Annotated in this window: 14 protein-coding genes; 3 read left to right on the top strand and 11 right to left on the bottom strand. The window is 71.0% G+C overall.

The window, feature by feature from the left end:
• Positions 1–3: 3 nt before the first annotated feature.
• The 3 genes from AB0K15_RS21585 to AB0K15_RS21575 form a co-directional block, all read right to left on the bottom strand.
• Positions 4–972 carry a CHAD domain-containing protein gene (locus tag AB0K15_RS21585; RefSeq protein WP_364053062.1) on the bottom strand — a complete coding sequence of 323 codons (969 nt, stop codon included), beginning with the start codon at positions 970–972 and terminating at the stop codon, positions 4–6.
• A gap of 94 nt (positions 973–1,066) precedes the next feature.
• Entirely contained in the window at positions 1,067–2,047 is a 981-nt protein-coding gene (gene dapD / locus AB0K15_RS21580) for a 2,3,4,5-tetrahydropyridine-2,6-dicarboxylate N-succinyltransferase (protein ID WP_364053059.1), read from the bottom strand.
• A gap of 28 nt (positions 2,048–2,075) precedes the next feature.
• A complete protein-coding gene (locus AB0K15_RS21575; RefSeq protein ID WP_364053056.1) occupies positions 2,076–2,522 on the bottom strand; it encodes a hypothetical protein in 447 nt (148 codons plus the stop codon).
• Positions 2,523–2,565: 43 nt separating this feature from the next.
• Here AB0K15_RS21575 and dapE point away from each other — a divergent pair, with 43 nt between their 5' ends.
• On the top strand, positions 2,566–3,639 hold the full coding sequence (dapE, locus tag AB0K15_RS21570) for a succinyl-diaminopimelate desuccinylase (RefSeq protein ID WP_364053053.1): 1,074 nt from the start codon (positions 2,566–2,568) through the stop codon (positions 3,637–3,639).
• A gap of 55 nt (positions 3,640–3,694) precedes the next feature.
• Here dapE and AB0K15_RS21565 read toward each other — a convergent pair whose 3' ends face one another.
• From AB0K15_RS21565 to AB0K15_RS21535, 7 genes are all read right to left on the bottom strand, one after another.
• Positions 3,695–4,510 carry a YceI family protein gene (locus AB0K15_RS21565; protein WP_364053050.1) on the bottom strand — a complete coding sequence of 272 codons (816 nt, stop codon included), beginning with the start codon at positions 4,508–4,510 and terminating at the stop codon, positions 3,695–3,697.
• 191 nt (positions 4,511–4,701) lie between these two features.
• Entirely contained in the window at positions 4,702–5,757 is a 1,056-nt protein-coding gene (locus AB0K15_RS21560; protein WP_364053047.1) for a chitinase, read from the bottom strand.
• Positions 5,758–6,383: 626 nt separating this feature from the next.
• Entirely contained in the window at positions 6,384–7,745 is a 1,362-nt protein-coding gene (locus tag AB0K15_RS21555) for a nucleobase:cation symporter-2 family protein (protein ID WP_364053044.1), read from the bottom strand.
• Between the two features lie 9 nt (positions 7,746–7,754).
• Complete coding sequence (locus tag AB0K15_RS21550) at positions 7,755–8,807, bottom strand: 2-oxoglutarate and iron-dependent oxygenase domain-containing protein (protein ID WP_364053041.1); 1,053 nt, start codon at positions 8,805–8,807, stop codon at positions 7,755–7,757.
• 120 nt (positions 8,808–8,927) lie between these two features.
• Positions 8,928–9,506, bottom strand: a complete 579-nt coding sequence (locus tag AB0K15_RS21545; protein ID WP_364053038.1) for an XRE family transcriptional regulator — start codon at positions 9,504–9,506, stop codon at positions 8,928–8,930.
• Between the two features lie 472 nt (positions 9,507–9,978).
• Positions 9,979–10,905 (bottom strand): M28 family metallopeptidase, encoded by a 927-nt coding sequence (locus tag AB0K15_RS21540; RefSeq protein WP_364053035.1) that lies wholly within the window; start codon positions 10,903–10,905, stop codon positions 9,979–9,981.
• 58 nt (positions 10,906–10,963) lie between these two features.
• On the bottom strand, positions 10,964–12,910 hold the full coding sequence (locus AB0K15_RS21535; protein WP_364053032.1) for a M4 family metallopeptidase: 1,947 nt from the start codon (positions 12,908–12,910) through the stop codon (positions 10,964–10,966).
• Positions 12,911–13,216: 306 nt separating this feature from the next.
• On the opposite strand from AB0K15_RS21535, the gene AB0K15_RS21530 reads away from it, so the two are divergent.
• Entirely contained in the window at positions 13,217–14,002 is a 786-nt protein-coding gene (locus AB0K15_RS21530) for a TIGR00730 family Rossman fold protein (protein ID WP_354871266.1), read from the top strand.
• Positions 14,002–14,577, top strand: a complete 576-nt coding sequence (locus tag AB0K15_RS21525) for a TIGR00730 family Rossman fold protein (protein ID WP_364053029.1) — start codon at positions 14,002–14,004, stop codon at positions 14,575–14,577. The genes AB0K15_RS21530 and AB0K15_RS21525 overlap by 1 nt, the downstream gene beginning before the upstream one ends.
• 4 nt (positions 14,578–14,581) lie before the next feature.
• Here the strand turns inward: AB0K15_RS21525 and AB0K15_RS21520 are convergent, their stop codons facing one another.
• A complete protein-coding gene (locus tag AB0K15_RS21520) occupies positions 14,582–15,256 on the bottom strand; it encodes a lysophospholipid acyltransferase family protein (RefSeq protein WP_364053026.1) in 675 nt (224 codons plus the stop codon).
• Positions 15,257–15,273: the final 17 nt, after the last annotated feature.

Genomic DNA, 15,273 nt, shown 5'->3' with positions numbered 1-15,273 from the left:
CGGTCAGAGAGCCGCGTGGGCCGCTTTGTCGATCCGGGCCCACACCGCCGGCCAGGCCGCCCGGGCCTCGGTGCGCTTCAGCAGCTCGTGCTCGGCGATGCGGCCCGCGATGAAGCAGACCTCGCCGTCGGCGCCGGGCAGCACCGAGCGCACCTTTTCCGCCGCGACCACCGCGTCCTGGTGGTCGCCGAGGACCGTTTGGAGTTTGCGGGTCGCCTTCACCAGGTCGGCGAGGGCGGCGGCCTGCTTTTTCTTCGCCGACGAGCGGGCCACCTCGGCGGTGTAGCGCAGCTTCTTGCCGTAGATGCGCAGGGCGTGCAGGTCGTCGTCCGGCGGCTCCGTGGGCAGGGCGCGCACGGCCTTGAGGAGCCGGCGGTAAGGCTTGCGGACGTCGGTGGCGAGGCTGCTCGACCCGAGCGGCGTGGGGTCGAGTTCTTGGTCCGGTGTGCGCGTGAGCTGGGCGATGCGCTGGAGCAGCACGGAGTAGCGGGAGCTCGACAGGGCGCGCGTCAGGCGCCGGCGGGCGGCGCCGCGTTCGGTGACGAACTTCGAGACCAGGCGGCGGCCCGCGGGCTGGTCTCGGACCTCGAAGGCGGCGATCACCTCACGCAGGTGGCCGATCAGCACGTCGTAGTCGCGGACCTCGCCGAGGGACTGGCCGAGCCAGCCCAGCTCGACGCGCACGGGCTCGGCGGATTCGCCGAGTAGCGCTCCGGAGGTCTTCAGCACGCTGCGCATCCGCCGGAGGGCGACGCGCATCTGGTGCAGGTCTTCGGGATCCGCGCCGCTGCGGGTGCCGGGTTCGCGGGCCAGCAGCTCGCGCAGCTCGTGGTCCAGCTTGGCCCGGATGTGGGTGGCCGCCGGGTCCCGGGGGCCGGCTTTCGCGGGCTCGTCGGGCAGGCCGAGCTCGGCCGGAGTCGTCGGCTCAGGTGCGCGGCGGCGGGTCGAGGAGGGCAACGATTCGGTGGTCACAACATGAATGGTAAGTGAACGCGCAGGCACAATGGCCGTGACCTGTGACGAAAAGGGCGCGCCCCTGGTGGAGCGCGCCCCGTTCCGCAATGGATCAGTTCGCGTGCAGCGCTTCGTTCAGCTCGATCCCGACGCCGGTGCGCGACACGACCTCCACCGCGCCCGTCGCCGAGTTCCGCCGGAAGAGCGCACCCGAAATACCCGAGATCTCCCGCGCCTTCACGGTCTTGCCGTCCACGACGACCTTCGTGCCGGCCGTGATGTAGAGCCCGGCCTCGATCACGGAGTCGTCGCCGAGGGAGATCCCCACGCCGCCGTTGGCGCCGATCAGGCAGCGCTCGCCGATCGCGATGACCTCCTTGCCGCCGCCCGAGAGCGTGCCCATGATCGACGCGCCGCCGCCGACGTCGCTGCCGTCGCCCACGACCACACCGGCCGAGATCCGGCCCTCGACCATGGACGCGCCGAGCGTGCCGGCGTTGAAGTTCACGAAGCCCTCGTGCATCACGGTCGTGCCGGACGCGAGGTGCGCGCCCAGGCGCACGCGGTCGGCGTCGGCGATGCGCACGCCCGTGGGCAGCACGTAGTCGACCATCCGCGGGAACTTGTCCACGCCGTACACGGCCACCGGGCCGCGCGAGCGCAGCCGCAGCCGGGTCTGCTCGAAGCCTTCGACGGGGCACGGGCCGTGGCTCGTCCACACGACGTTGGCCAGCTTGCCGAAGATGCCGTCGAGGTTCTGCCCGTGGGGCTGCACGAGCCGGTGCGACAGCAGGTGCAGCCGCAGGTAGGCGTCGTGCGCGTCGGCGGGGGCGGCGGCCAGGCTGCCGATCGTCACGCGCACCGCGACGACCTCGACACCGCGGTCGGTGTCGGGCCCGAGCAGTGCCGCCGCGGCGTCACCGAGCAGCTCGGTGGTCTCCTCGGCCGACAGCCGCTCGGTGCCACTGGCGCCGGTGCCGGTCAGCTTCGGGTGCGGGTACCAGGTGTCCAGCACCGTCCCGTCGGAGGCGACGGTGGCCAGCCCGACGCCGACGGCGCCGGTCGTTTCGGGGTCAGGGGTCTGCTCGCTCACGCCGGTCACGGTAGTCGAGCCACACGCCTCAACCCGTGGTGGCCTGCTGGTTCACGAGTTTCTTCACCGACGTGAGCGCACCCGAGATGGTGATCAGCGCCTGCGTGCACGCGCCACCCGGGCTCGGCACGGTGGTGCAGCCCGCCCCGCGGAACGCGCTCACGCCCTGGTCGAGCGCGGCCGCCGCGTGGTCGAGCGCCACGTCGACGGTCTTGCCGGCCGCCGCGCGCTCGTGCACCGACGCGGCCGTGCCGCCGACCTCCGTGACGAACTTCTCGCAGCCCTTCGGCAGCTGCGTCTGCGGGCTCGTGTAGCAGGCGTCGGCGGACAGCGCGTCGAGCTTGATCGGCAGGGCGTCAGGGCCCGGCGAGCCGGGGTTCGGGCCGGGCGTGGGGCCCGCCTCGGAGCCGCAGCCGGTCAGGACCAGGGACAGGAGGACGCCGCCGAGAGCGACCAGGGAGCTTCGCGTGCGCACGTCCCTCACGGTAGCCCTCGCGCCGGGTCGGTACGGTGCCGGTATGACCTCGCTGGACCTGCGCGCCGACCCCGCCGACCTCACCGCCGCCCTCGTCGACGCGTTCAGCGTCTCCGGCGAGGAGGGCCGGCTCGCCGACGCCGTGCAGGCCGCGCTCACCGAGCAGGCGCCGCACCTCGAGGTGGTCCGCAACGGCGACGCCGTCCTCGCGCGCACGAACCTCGGCCGCGGCTCGCGCGTGATCCTCGCCGGGCACCTCGACACCGTGCCGGAGAACGCCAACCTCCCGTCGCGCCGCACCGGTTCCGGCGACGAAGAGCTGCTCCACGGACTCGGCTCCGTCGACATGAAGGGCGGCGACGCGGTGTTCCTGCACCTCGCCGCGACGTTGCCCGAGCCGAAGCACGACATCACCTTCGTCTTCTACGACAACGAAGAGGTCGAAGCGGTCAAGAACGGCCTCGGCCGCATCGAGCGCGAGCTGCCCGAGTGGCTGGCCGGCGACCTGGCCGTGGTCGGCGAGCCCTCCAACGGCACGATCGAGGCCGGCTGCCAGGGCACGCTGCGCGTCGAGATCCGCACGAGCGGGACCCGCGCGCACACCGCCCGCGCCTGGATGGGCGAGAACGCGATCCACGCGCTGGCCGAGCCCCTGCGCAGGCTCGCCGAGTACGCGCCGCGCGTGGTCGACATCGATGGCCTCACCTATCGCGAAGGCCTGCAGGCCACGAAGATCTCCGGCGGCGTGGCCGGCAACGTCGTGCCCGACGCCGCCGTGCTCACGGTCAACTTCCGCTTCGCGCCGGACCGCAACCCCGCGCAGGCCGAAGCCCACGTGCGGGAGGTCTTCGACGGCTACGACGTGACGCTCACGGACCTGTCGCCGGGCGCGCTGCCCGGTCTTTCGGCCCCGGCGGCCGCCGAGCTCGTGGCCGCCGCCGGTGGCCGCGCCGCCGCGAAGCTGGGCTGGACCGACGTCGCGCGCTTCGCGGCGCTGGGCATGCCGGCCGTGAACTTCGGCCCCGGCAACCCGAGCCTCGCGCACACGCAGCAGGAACACGTTCACGTGGCGGAGATCCGCCAGGTGGCCGACGTCCTGCGCAAGTTCCTGGGCTGACACCCGGCCGCCCGCCACCGCTCGCCGTGACTCGGTGCCGCGGCCGAGCGGCAGGTCAGGTTCCCGCGCGAACGGCCTGGATGTCGAGCTGGATCTCGATCGTCGAGCCCACCATGACCAGGCCCTTGGCCAGCGTCTGCTGCCAGTTGATCGTGAAGTCCTCGCGGTGCAGCTCGGTCGTGGCGACGGCGCCGAGCCGGTCGCCGTTCCAGGTCCGCAGGCCCAGGTAGCCGGCGTCGAGCCGCACGCCGCGGCTGGCTCCGTGCAGGTTGAGCGTGCCGTCGATGCTCCACCGGTCGCCGGGCGCGCGGCGGAACCGGTGCCCGTGGAAGCGGATCTGCGGGAAGCGGCGCACGTCGAGGAAGTCCGGGGACCGCAGGTGGTCGTCGCGCTTGTCGGCCGAGGTGTCGATGCTCGCGGCGTCGATCACGACCTCGACGGTGGAGTCCTCGATCTGCTTGCCGACGACGATGCTGCCCTCGAAGCTCCGGAACCGGCCGTGGACCTCGCACAGCCCGATGTGCCGCGCGATGAACCGGATGGCCGTGTGGTCGGGGTCGAGCACCCATTCGCCCGGGTCGGGCAGCTGGCGGTTCTCGTCCGGCACGAGCCGCAGGTCCTCGAGGGAGGTGTGGTCGCCGCTCACGACCTCGACGGTGCTGTTCTGCGGCCGGTAGCCGCGCGCGCTCACGGACACCGCGTACGTCCCGGCCGACAAGGTGCTCACCGCCAGGCCGAACTCGTCCGCGACGGCCTTCGTCTGCCGCTGGGTGCGCTTGTGCAGCATCACCATCTGCGTGCCCGGGAGCGGGCGGCCGTTCTCGTCGCCGACCCGCACGCTGAGGAGTCCGGCTTCGGCGTTGAACGTCACGGGCCCACCGCGCTGTCCCTTATTTCGCTTGCGCCCGAACACGTCGTCTCCTCTGCTCGACTTTGTCGGGGCACGTTATCAGCGTCGTCAACGGAAGCCGGATTCGTTGCGCCACACGGAAGCGCGCCCAGCGGGTTCCCGGTAGCGGTTCCGGCGCCGGGGCCTGGTGTTTCGGGCCCCGGCGCCGGATTTCAGCGGCCTTCGAGCGAGCGGACGTTGTCGCCGAACGTCCAGTTCTTCGAGCCGTCCCAGTTGATGGACCAGGTCATCAGGCCCTTGAGGCCCGAAACGGCGCCGTAGGCCTGCGAGACGAGGTTCGGCGCCAGGTACCCGCCGCCCGCGCCCTGCTGGGCCGGGAGGCCGGGCACCTGCTTGTCGAGCGGTACCTTCACCGTCGTGCCCTGCACGACCAGGCCCTTGGCGAGGCAGTTGGTCTGCGTGGTGAAGCCCTGCACGGTGCCGGCCTCGTACGAGTCGCCCGAACAGCCGTACATGGAACCGTTGTAGTACTGCATGTTCAGCCACCACAGGCGGCCGTTGTCCGCGTATTTCTTGATGATCGGCAGGTACGAGCCCCAGATCGAGCCGTAGGTGACGCTGCCGCCGGTCACGTAAGCGGTTTCGGGTGCCATCGTGAGGCCGAAGTTCGACGGCATCTGCGCGAGCACGCCGTCGATGATGCGGATGAGGTTCGACTGCGAAGCCGAGAGCGAGTTGATGTTCCCGCTGCCGGTCAGGCCGGTCTCGATGTCGATGTCGATGCCGTCGAAGTTGTACTTCTTGAGGATCGGCACGATCGTGCTCACGAACTTGTCCGCCACCGTCGACGAGGACAGGTCGATGCCCGCCGCCGCGCCGCCGATGGACATCAGGATCGTGGCGCCCGAGGCCTTCGCCGCGCACATGTCGGCCGGGGTCGCCACCTTCACGCCGGCGTCCATGCCGTCTTCCCACAGCACCGTGCCGTCGGAGCGGATGACGGGGAAGGCCGCGTTGATCACGTTGTAGCCGTGGGACTTGATGCGCGCGTCGGTGATCGGGACCCAGCCGAGGCCGGGGTGCACACCGTTGGCGGCGCCGTCCCAGTTCTCCCAGTAACCCTGCAGCACCTTCCCGGCGGGCTTCGACTTCACCGCGCACGTGTCGGCCTGCGCCGACGCACCGGCAGTCCCCGTGAGCCCCGCCAACGGCAAGGCGAGCGCGGCGGCCAGCACCGCGCCGAACATCCGTGACTTGCGACCGAACATACCGGCTCCCGTCTCGCGACAACGCTGTCCCAGCACGCGGCGTTCCGGGGAACGGTAAGCGGCGAACGGAGCAGTTGACTACCTACGAACGGGTGGTCTAGACAAGTCAGTGGTCTGGACAAGTGGGACGGGTTGGAGGAAGGACAAACTCTCGCGCACCTACGACGACGCCGGCAATCCGAAGACGCTCCACTCTGACGGATTACGTCGTCACCGACTACCAGGGCAGCGTTGTCGCTCTTGTCTCCGCTGCGGAGGCATCGGCTGCGAGCTACCGCTACACCTCAACAGCGGCAACGCGGCACTGGCGCCTCCACCGGCGACAACCCCTTCCACTACCTGGGCCTATACCGATACGGCGCCGGCATGCCGCTCGGCCACCGCTGGTACTTCCCTGGTCGGGGGCCGCATCCCGACCCCCGGCCCCAATGGAACCTCGGTCTTGGCCGGCATCGGCCCCCTTGCCGGCGGTGGGATACATCGAGGAATCGCTCACGCGCGGCCAGTCGGTGGAGTGGACCTCGACCGTCGAGGTGCCGCCCGCACTGCCGGTTGGCCGGGACCCCCTCGCGCGCACGCTCGGCCGCGGCGGCCTGGCGCGAGTCCCGCGCCAGGCCGCCTCTGGCTCACGCCGCCCGCGACGCTTGCTCCACGCCGGCGGCAGGGGCGCGCTTTCCGCTCCCCCGCGTGTGGTTGAACAACACGTTGAGCACGAACGCGCACAGCGCGGTGCTGGTGATGGCGCTGCCGAAGACGATCTGCAGGCCCTGCGGCAGGTGCGTGTAGATCGACGGCGCCACCACCGGCACCATGCCGACCGCGATCGACAGGGCGACCACCAGCAGGTTGTGGTTGTCGGCGTAGTCGACCTTCTTGAGCACCCTGATCCCGACCGCGGACACCATCGCGAACATCACCAGCCCCGCCGCGCCCACCACCGGGTCCGGCAGCGACGCCACCACCGCCCCGAGCTTGGGCACGCAGCCCAGCACGATCAGCATGACGCCGGTCGCCGCCGTGATCCACCGGCTGCGGATGCGGGTGATCTCGACCAGGCCGACGTTCTCGGCGTAGGCGGTGTCGATGAACGAGTTCATGATTCCGGCGAGCACTCCGGAGAGCCCATCGGCGGCCAGGCCGCGGGCGAGGTCGCCCCTGCTGAGCGGCTTGCCGACCATCTCCGAGACCGCCAGCATGTCGGCCGTGGACTCGGTGAACGTCACCAGCATGACCACGCACATCGAGAGCACGGCGGCGATCGGGAAGTGCGGGGCGCCGAACTGGAACGGCATCGGGAACCCGAACCACGGGGCACCGGCCACCCCGGCCAGGTTCACGAAACCGAGTGGCACCGCCACCGCGGTGCCCAGCACGAGCCCGATCAGCACCGCGGCCTGGCCGAGGATTCCCTTGAACAGCCGCATGAACGCGACGATGACCAGGATCACTCCGGCCGCCAGCGCCAGCCGCGGCACCGACGCGTAGTCCGTCGCGGTGCTGTCGCTCCCGGCGACCATCTGCACGCCGACCCCGATCAGGGACAGCCCGATCACCGTGATCACCGTGCCGCTGACGATCGCCGGGAAGTACCGCACCACCCGCGCGAACAGCGGCGCGATGACGAGGCCGAAGATCCCCGCGAGCAGCATCGAGCCGTACACCGCTTGCAGCCCGTAGCCCTTGGTGATCAGGATCATGGGGGTGATCAGGGTGAACGTGGCGCCCGCCACGATGGGCAGCCGGACCCCGAGGATCCGGCCCACCCCTGCGCTCTGGATCAGCGTGATGACCCCGGACACGAGCAGGTCGGCGTCGACCAGCAGCGCGATCGTGTCGTGCGACAGGCCGGCGGCCGCCCCGAAGATGAGCGGGACCGCGATGCAGCCGGTGTACATGATGAACAGGTGTTGCAGGCCCAGCAGCAGCAGCCGGCCCGTCGGCGGCACCTGGTCGGTGGGGTGGCGGACCCCGTTCTCGGTGGGGGACATGCGGGCCTCCTAGCGGGCCGCGGCGGCGTTGAGGCGGGCGGCCTCGCGCTCCGCCGCGGCGTTCGGCCGCAGAGCGCGGGACCCGGCGAGCTTGGCGGCGATGTGGTCGGCCACGGTGGTCGGCGTGTAGAGCGGCTGCTCGCCTTCGGGCACGCACTGGGGCAAGACCTCGATGACGGCGTCGAAGTTGCCGTCGTGGAAGTAGGCGGCCGACCGGCGCGGGATCAACCGGCCCGCGCCGTCGGTCGGTGGCAGCACCCGGTGCAGGGTCGAGCGCCACTGGTCGTTCGTCCAGCGGGCCAGGGCGTCACCGAGGTTGACCAGCAGCGCGCCGTCGGCCGGCAACACGTCGTGCCATGCCCCGTCGCCGTCGAGGATCTGCAGCCCCTGCACGGCGTCGGCCCACAGCACGGTGACGATGCCGTAGTCGGTGTGCGCCCCCATGCCCATCTGACCCCGGTCCACCACCGTCTCCTGCTCGGGCAGCCGGTAGTTGTTCATCCGCAGCACGTCGATCGAGTGCGTCGTGCGGGTGGCGAAGAAGTCCTCCTCGAGGCCGAGCGCGCGCGCGAAGATGTCGGTGAGCCGGTGGGCCAGTGCGCCGGCGTGGGTCATCCACTCCGCCACCCGCTCCCGGAAACCGGGCACGGGTGGCCAGATGTTCGCCGGGTAGTGGTCGCCGGGCAGCTCCGGCGCCCCGGCCGCAGTCACGTCGGCGCCGACGTTGAACGCCTCGAACAGGTCTTCCGGGCTGGTCACACCGAGACTGAGGCTCACCTTCTCCGCGCGGGGCGGGGTGTAGCCGCGGTTGGTCTCCGGGGTCGCGGGGCGCCACTGTCGCTTCTCGTCCGCAGGCTGGGAGAAGAACGCGTCGATCGCCGTGGCGAGCCCGTCGGCCGCCTCGGCCGGGATGTCGTGCCCGAGGATCTGCATGAAGCCGACCGTTCGGGCCGCCTCGTCGACCGCCGCCGCGATCGCGGCCCGGTCGGACGCGGACCCGCCGGGCCAGCGGCTGATGTCGATGAGGGGGACCTGCAGGGTGCCGGAGTGGGGACCGGACATGGTGGCACCGACCTTTCGCATCGAGCGCGGGGCGGCCGCCTCCGCGCACCAGGTTCACCAGTGTGGTGACCTGTGTTGCGGACATGTAACCAACCGGAGAATGCCCCGTTTCGATTGGTGTCACCTATCGCCGGCGACGATCAGCACCACACGCAACCTGTCCTCGTCCACCCGGGCCCAGCGGTGCCGGGTCGCGCCGGGGTGGAACAGGCAGTCGCCCGGATCGAGCCGCACGGACTCCTCGCCCTCGAAGTCGACTCGCAGCCGGCCTTCCAGGACGATCAGCGCCTCGTCGCTGTCCCGCCAGAACCAGCCGTCGATGTCCTGGCCCGGCTCCGCGATGTACTCGATGATCTCGGCGATGGCGCCCGAGCTGCGGGCAGTCCTCGAGTACGCCGTCTCGGGGCGTTCGTTCAGGGCGTCGAGCCGGCGATCCGCCGCCCGCACCACGCGGATCGGCGAGGCCGGCAGCGCGGGCAGCAGGTCGGCGGGGGAGACGGCCAGCGCTTCGGCGAGCCGGTACAAGGTGTTGACCGACGGTGCGTGCAGCCCTCGCTCCAGCTGGCTCAGGAAGGGCTGGCTGATGCCGGCGCGCGCGGCAAGATCTCGTGTGGACAGCCCCGATCGCGTCCGCGCTGCTCGTACCGCGGCCCCGACAAGTGCCCCGGCTTCGCCGGCTCGCCCCGTGTCCGTCGCCATCACCACTCCCTTTTTTGTTGAGCTCGACGATAGGCGACACCATCTAAGACTGGGTTGGCTACGTGCGCCGGACAGGGTGCTCACCGGACTGTTCGTGGTGGCTGCGGCGCGCCGCTCCCGGCCGGGGCCGGCTCGGCGCTGCTGCCGATGACGACGGCGACGGCGCGAGCAGCGGAACGCCACCATCGGGACCTGCTCACCGTCGCGGTCCTCGAGGTACTCGCAGACAACGTCCGTGGTGCCCCGGTGGTCGAACTCGGTCACGATGCCCCGGCCGCCATTCCGCGAAGCCTGGCTGCTCAGGCATGAGCAACGCGGTGAACGAGACCCGGTACCGGTTCGTGTCGCTGACCGCGGCCAGCGCGGCGGCCGCGGTGATCCGGACAAGCGATCCGGACAAGCATGGTGGGCACGGACGTTCTTCTTCAGCGGGCCGGGTCGGTGACGCCGCGCCGCCGACCCGGCCTCGTGGTCACGTGGTCGCCAGCTGCCAGACCGCGTACCCGATCGCGTCGCTGTTGCGCTCCAGCGGCGCGTCCGGGATGTTCGCGACGGTGTCGCACGCGCGGTGGTAGCAGTTGTCGAACGCCGCCCCCGCCGTCCCGCCCCACTTGCGTTGCTGCGCGGCGGTCTTCACGTCACCCGCACCGGTGGCCAGGCCGCCGACGGGGATGCCCGCGCTCTTGAACGAAGCGTGGTCCGAGCGCCCGTCGCCCTCGCGGTCGCCTTCGGTCTGGATCCCGACGGACGCGAAGTACCTGTCGAACACGTTCTTGATCGAAGCGACGTCGTCGTAGACGAAGTAGCCCCAGTTCTTCGAGCCGATCATGTCGAAGTTGAGGTACGCGGTGATCTTCGCGCGCTCGGCCGCCGAGAGACTGTTCACGTAGAACTTCGAGCCGCGCATGCCCGACTCTTCGTCGGCCCACCAGGCGAACCGCACGCGCTGGGCCATCGCCGGGTCGGTCCGCGCCAGCGTCAGCGCGACCTCGAGGATCGACGCGCTGCCGGAGCCGTTGTCGTTGATGCCCGGCCCGGCGCTGACGCTGTCGAGGTGCGCGCCCAGCATGAGCACGCGGTTCGCGTCGCCCTTCGGCCACTCCGCGACGAGGTTCTGCGTGCGTCCGGCGCAGCTCGTGCACGTCTGGCGCATCACGGTGTAGCCGGCGGCGCGCAGCTCGCCCTCCACATAGGACACCGAGGCCGCGTAGCCACCGCCGGCCGAGCGGTTGCCGCCGTTCTGGCGGGCGATGGTCTCCAGCCGGCCGAGGTGGGTCTTGATGTCGGCGAGGGAGATGTCGGGCGCCACCGCGGCCGCCGCGACGGACGGCTGCGCGAGCGAGCCCACCGCGAACGCCAGTGTCGCCAGGCCGGCGATGGTTTTCTTCTTCCACAACAAGGGTTTCCCCTTCCAGGAGGGAGGCCGCCGCCCCGGGGAGCGACGGCCTCCGGGCGGGCTAGACGGTCAGCGTCCAGGAGTCGATCCGGCCGGTGTCGACGCGGGCGACGTCGCGGGTGCGCAGCTGCCAGGTGCCGTTGGCGGCTTCGGCGGCCGCGTTCACGGTGTAGGTGGTGTCGATGTTGTCGGTGGAGTCGTTGCCGGAGTTCTTCAGCCGGTACGCGGTGCCGTCGGGCGCGACGAGGTCGAGCACGAGGTCGCCGACGTAGGTGTGCACGATGTGCACCTCGACGCGCGTCGTCGCCGACGCGTTGCGGCTGCAACCCGCCACGGTGACGCTGCTGGCCACGGTCGCCCCGGCGTCGGGGATCGCGACGTCGGTGCCGTTGGAGACCGCGGCGCAGTCGGCCGGCGGGGTGGTCGTGCCGCAGCTCGTCGGCTCGCCGGTCGCCGCGGGCACGCTCACCGCGTCCCACGCCGCCTTCACGGTGTTGAACTCCGTGCAGCTGTCCGGGTACAGCGCGAGGGCCGTCTCCAGCGTCGCCTTGCGGGCGGCGCGGTGGTTCCACGACGAGGTCTTCTTCAGCAGCGCGTTGTAGAAGATCTTGCCGGCCTTCTGGATGCCGAGGCCGGTCACGGCGGTGCCGTTGCACGTCGGGCTCGCCGGCTTGCCGACCGGCGCGGACCCCTCGGCCAGCAGGTAGAACCAGTGGTTCTGCGGTCCCGCGGCGGCGTGCACCTCGGGCGGCAGCGACGTCGAGTAGCAGTTGGGGTCGCGCACCAGCGACGGGTTGTACATGTAGCGGATCGGGCCCTGGCCGTCGAGGTTCACGCCCTCGCCCACCTCGTAGTCGGGCCGGTCCTTCGGGTTGTTCGCGTACGCCTCGGTGAGCGCGCCGAAGATGTCGCCGGTCGACTCGTTCAGGCCGCCGTTCTCGGTGCTGCCGCCGGCGCCGCCCGGGGTCGTCTGGAAGATGCCGTGGCCGAACTCGTGCCCGACGACGTCCATCGACGTGGCCTGGCGCTGGTTGTCCGACGAGTGCCCGAAGTGCGTGGAGCGCCCGTCCCAGCCGGCGTTCACGTCGTCGAGCCCGACCGAGGCCGGGTAGCCGCCGCCGGTGCCGTTGATGCCGTCGCGACCGAGCCAGTCGTGCAGCATGGTCCACTCGGTCTGCACGCTGTAGAGCACGTCGACGCACGCGGTTTCGAGATCGGTGCCGCTGCCGTTGCCCCAGCTGTCGTCGGGGCCGGTGAACACCGAGCCGCCCTCACGCCCGCAGCTGATGCCGGGCCGGCCGGGGTCGCGCATCGAGAACGACGAGCCGGAGCCCGTGGTGTCGATGCTGACGTTGCCGGCGTAGAAGCTGTTGCCGGCCGCGGCGAGCGGTGCCGCCGCCGTGGTGCCCTCTTCCCGGTCACCCGCCTCCGACTTCCAGTCGTCGCGCTGGTCGAGCACGGCCCCGGTGGCGGCGTCGACGAACACGTGCAGGCTGCTCGGCGCCTTCGCGGTGCGGCCGGTGACCACGACCTCGTAGGCGAGCTTCGGCTGCTTCCCGGCGAGGACGACGAGGTCCGGCTTGGCCACACCGTCCACAGTGGGCAGTTGCTTGCGCGCGGTGCCGGCGGCGCGCGCGGCGTCGAGCGTCGCGGTCGTCGGGACCGACAGCGGTGCCGTGTCGGCCGCGGTCGTGTCGCGGATCCGCCCGGTGCCGTCGGCGACGACCACGGCGTCACCGCCCACCACGCGCAGCCCGCGGTAGGTGCGTTCGTACGCGCTGTAGTAGAGCCCGCCCTCGCCGGTGGTGGTGCCGACGCGGTGGAACGCTTCGTCGGCGCTCGAACGCAGCGCGGACAGGCTCGTGGCCTGGTCGGACGCGGTCGCCGCCAGGGCCAGGGGGTCGGCCGGTGGGGGTGCGGCCGACGCGGGCGCCGCCGGAATGGTGAGCGCGGACAGGGCCAGCCCGGCGGTGGCCAGGCCTGCGGTGATCCCTCTTCTGCCGGTCATCGGGTTCCCTTCGGGGACGGGGATGATCACCGTGAGTAAAGGAGTCGTCACAGGGCTGGTCAATGCTCCGAACGGACCAGGAAAGCATTACCTGGGCATTAATCAACCGCGAAAAACCCTTGAATATCAGGGCGTTTGCCGGCCCGCAGTACGCGGCGCTACTTTCGTCGGGACTTGCCGTGAACCGGCCGTTGGTAGGTGTGGACCGGTGGTCCACAAGGGACCGTTCACCTCGCCGTCACCGGCGTCGCCCGATGGTGGCGACGCTGGGGTTCTGCCTGGCGGGACGGCCCGTAGGCTGGGTTGGTGAGTGAACAGTCTGAGTTTCCGGACGGCCAGTACCCCGAGCGCCCGGTGGAGCGCCACAAGGGCCCGGTCGTGCTTCGGCGCGACCGTCGTGACCAGGGCAGCACCACCGACCAGCGGCTCCTGGACGCCCGCGGCCCGAGTGACTGGGTGCACACCGACCCGTGGCGGGTGCTGCGCATCCAGGCCGAGTTCGTGGAGGGCTTCGGCGCACTCGCGGAGGTGCCGCGCGCGGTGACCGTGTTCGGCTCCGCCCGGACCAAGCGCGACGACCCCGAGTACGACCTGGGCCGCAAGATCGGCGGTGCGCTCGCCGAAGCCGGCTTCGCCGTGATCACCGGGGGCGGGCCGGGCGCGATGGAGGCCGTGAACCGCGGCGCGAACGAGGCCGGCGGCTTCTCCGTGGGTCTCGGGATCGAGCTGCCGTTCGAGCAGGGCCTGAACCCGTGGGTCGACCTGGGCGTGAACTTCCGCTACTTCTTCGCGCGCAAGACGATGTTCATCAAGTATTCGCAGGCCTTCATCTGCCTGCCCGGTGGCTTCGGCACGCTCGACGAGCTGTTCGAGGCGCTGGTGCTGGTCCAGACCAAGAAGGTGACGAAGTTCCCGGTGGTGCTGTTCGGCACCGAGTACTGGGGCGGGCTCTACGACTGGATCTCGAAGTCGGTGCTCGACGGTGGCAAGATCAGCGAGAAGGATCTCGACCTGCTGCACCTCACCGACGACATCGACGACGCCGTGCGCGTGGTCGAGGAGTCGTACCAGGCCTGGGAGGACACCCACTGATGAGTTCGTTGCGCCGGGTCTGCGTCTTCTGCGGGTCCTCGATGGGCTTCTCCCCGGCGTACGCGGAGGCCGCCGCCGAACTGGGCAAGCTGCTGGCCCAGCGCGGTATCGGCCTCGTGTACGGCGGTGCGAGCGTCGGCACCATGGGCGTGGTCGCCGACGCCGCGCTGGCCGCGGGCGGTGAGGTGATCGGCGTGATCCCCGAGGCGCTGTCCAGCGTCGAGGTCGCGCACGCGGGCCTCACCGAGCTGCACGTGGTCCCCGACATGCACCAGCGCAAGGCCAAGATGGCCGCCTTGTCCGACGGGTTCCTCGCGCTGCCCGGCGGCGCCGGGACGTTGGAGGAGCTGTTCGAGGTGTGGACCTGGGCCCAGCTCGGCCTGCACGCGAAGCCCATCGGCCTGGTCGACGTCGGCGGTTACTACAGCCCGCTCGTGATCTTCTCCGACCACATGGTCACCGAAGGGTTCCTGAGCGCCGACTACCGCGACCTGGTGCTGGTCGACTCCGACGCGTCGGCGCTGCTGGACCGGTTCGCGGACTACACGCCGTCGGCGCCCCCGAAGTGGAACTGACCACTCAGGCGGCGCCCTCGCTCGGGCGTTTGTGATAGGTGTCCACGTACTCCTGGCCCGAGATCTCGAGGATCGAGTACATGACCTCGTCGGTCACGGAGCGGCGGATGGCCGACGACGAGTCCTGGCCCTCGTAGCGCGAGAAGTCGAGCGGGGCGCCGAACTTGATCTTGATCTTGCACACATGCGGGATCTTCGAGCCGTTCGGCTGGATGCCTTCGGTGCCCCACAGCGCGACGGGCACGACCTTCGCGCCGGTGGACAGCGCGAGCGTCGCGACGCCCGTGTGGCCGCGGTGCAGGCGGCCGTCGAGCGAGCGGGTGCCCTCGGGGTAGATGGCGAACACGCCGCCGTCTTCGAGCACGCGGCGGCCGGCTTCCAGCGCGGCGAGGCCGGCGGATGCGCTGCCGCGCTCGACGGGGATGTAGCCCAGCGCGTCGAGTGAGCTGGCGATGAAGCGGCCCTTCAGGCCCGTGCCGGTGAAGTACTCGGCCTTGCTGAGGAAGCGCACCTTGCGCGGCGTGGTGAAGGTGATCACGCCGGTGTCCAGTGCCGCGCGGTGGTTGGCCGCGAGCAGCACCGGTCCGTCGGCCGGCACGTTCTCCACGCCCTCGACCTCGGGGCGGTAGATCGCGCGGACCAGTGGGCCGAGCACGAAACGGACGAGCAGGGGCAGCAAGGGGTCTCCCTCCGGCG

Source organism: Amycolatopsis sp. NPDC049253, assembly GCF_040678995.1.
Lineage (GTDB): Bacteria > Actinomycetota > Actinomycetes > Mycobacteriales > Pseudonocardiaceae > Amycolatopsis.
The sequence above is the reverse complement of the archived record's forward strand: the minus strand, read 5'-3'. Positions and strand labels throughout refer to the sequence as shown.

Excerpts from the sequence above, each read along its gene's own strand:
- dapE (WP_364053053.1), top strand. The coding sequence starts at position 2,566 with ATGACCTCGCTGGACCTGCGCGCCGACCCCGCCGACCTCACCGCCGCC.
- AB0K15_RS21560 (WP_364053047.1), bottom strand. The coding sequence starts at position 5,757 with ATGTTCGGTCGCAAGTCACGGATGTTCGGCGCGGTGCTGGCCGCCGCG.
- AB0K15_RS21555 (WP_364053044.1), bottom strand. The coding sequence starts at position 7,745 with ATGTCCCCCACCGAGAACGGGGTCCGCCACCCCACCGACCAGGTGCCG.
- AB0K15_RS21550 (WP_364053041.1), bottom strand. The coding sequence starts at position 8,807 with ATGTCCGGTCCCCACTCCGGCACCCTGCAGGTCCCCCTCATCGACATC.
- AB0K15_RS21545 (WP_364053038.1), bottom strand. The coding sequence starts at position 9,506 with ATGGCGACGGACACGGGGCGAGCCGGCGAAGCCGGGGCACTTGTCGGG.
- AB0K15_RS21535 (WP_364053032.1), bottom strand. The coding sequence starts at position 12,910 with ATGACCGGCAGAAGAGGGATCACCGCAGGCCTGGCCACCGCCGGGCTG.
- AB0K15_RS21525 (WP_364053029.1), top strand. The coding sequence starts at position 14,002 with ATGAGTTCGTTGCGCCGGGTCTGCGTCTTCTGCGGGTCCTCGATGGGC.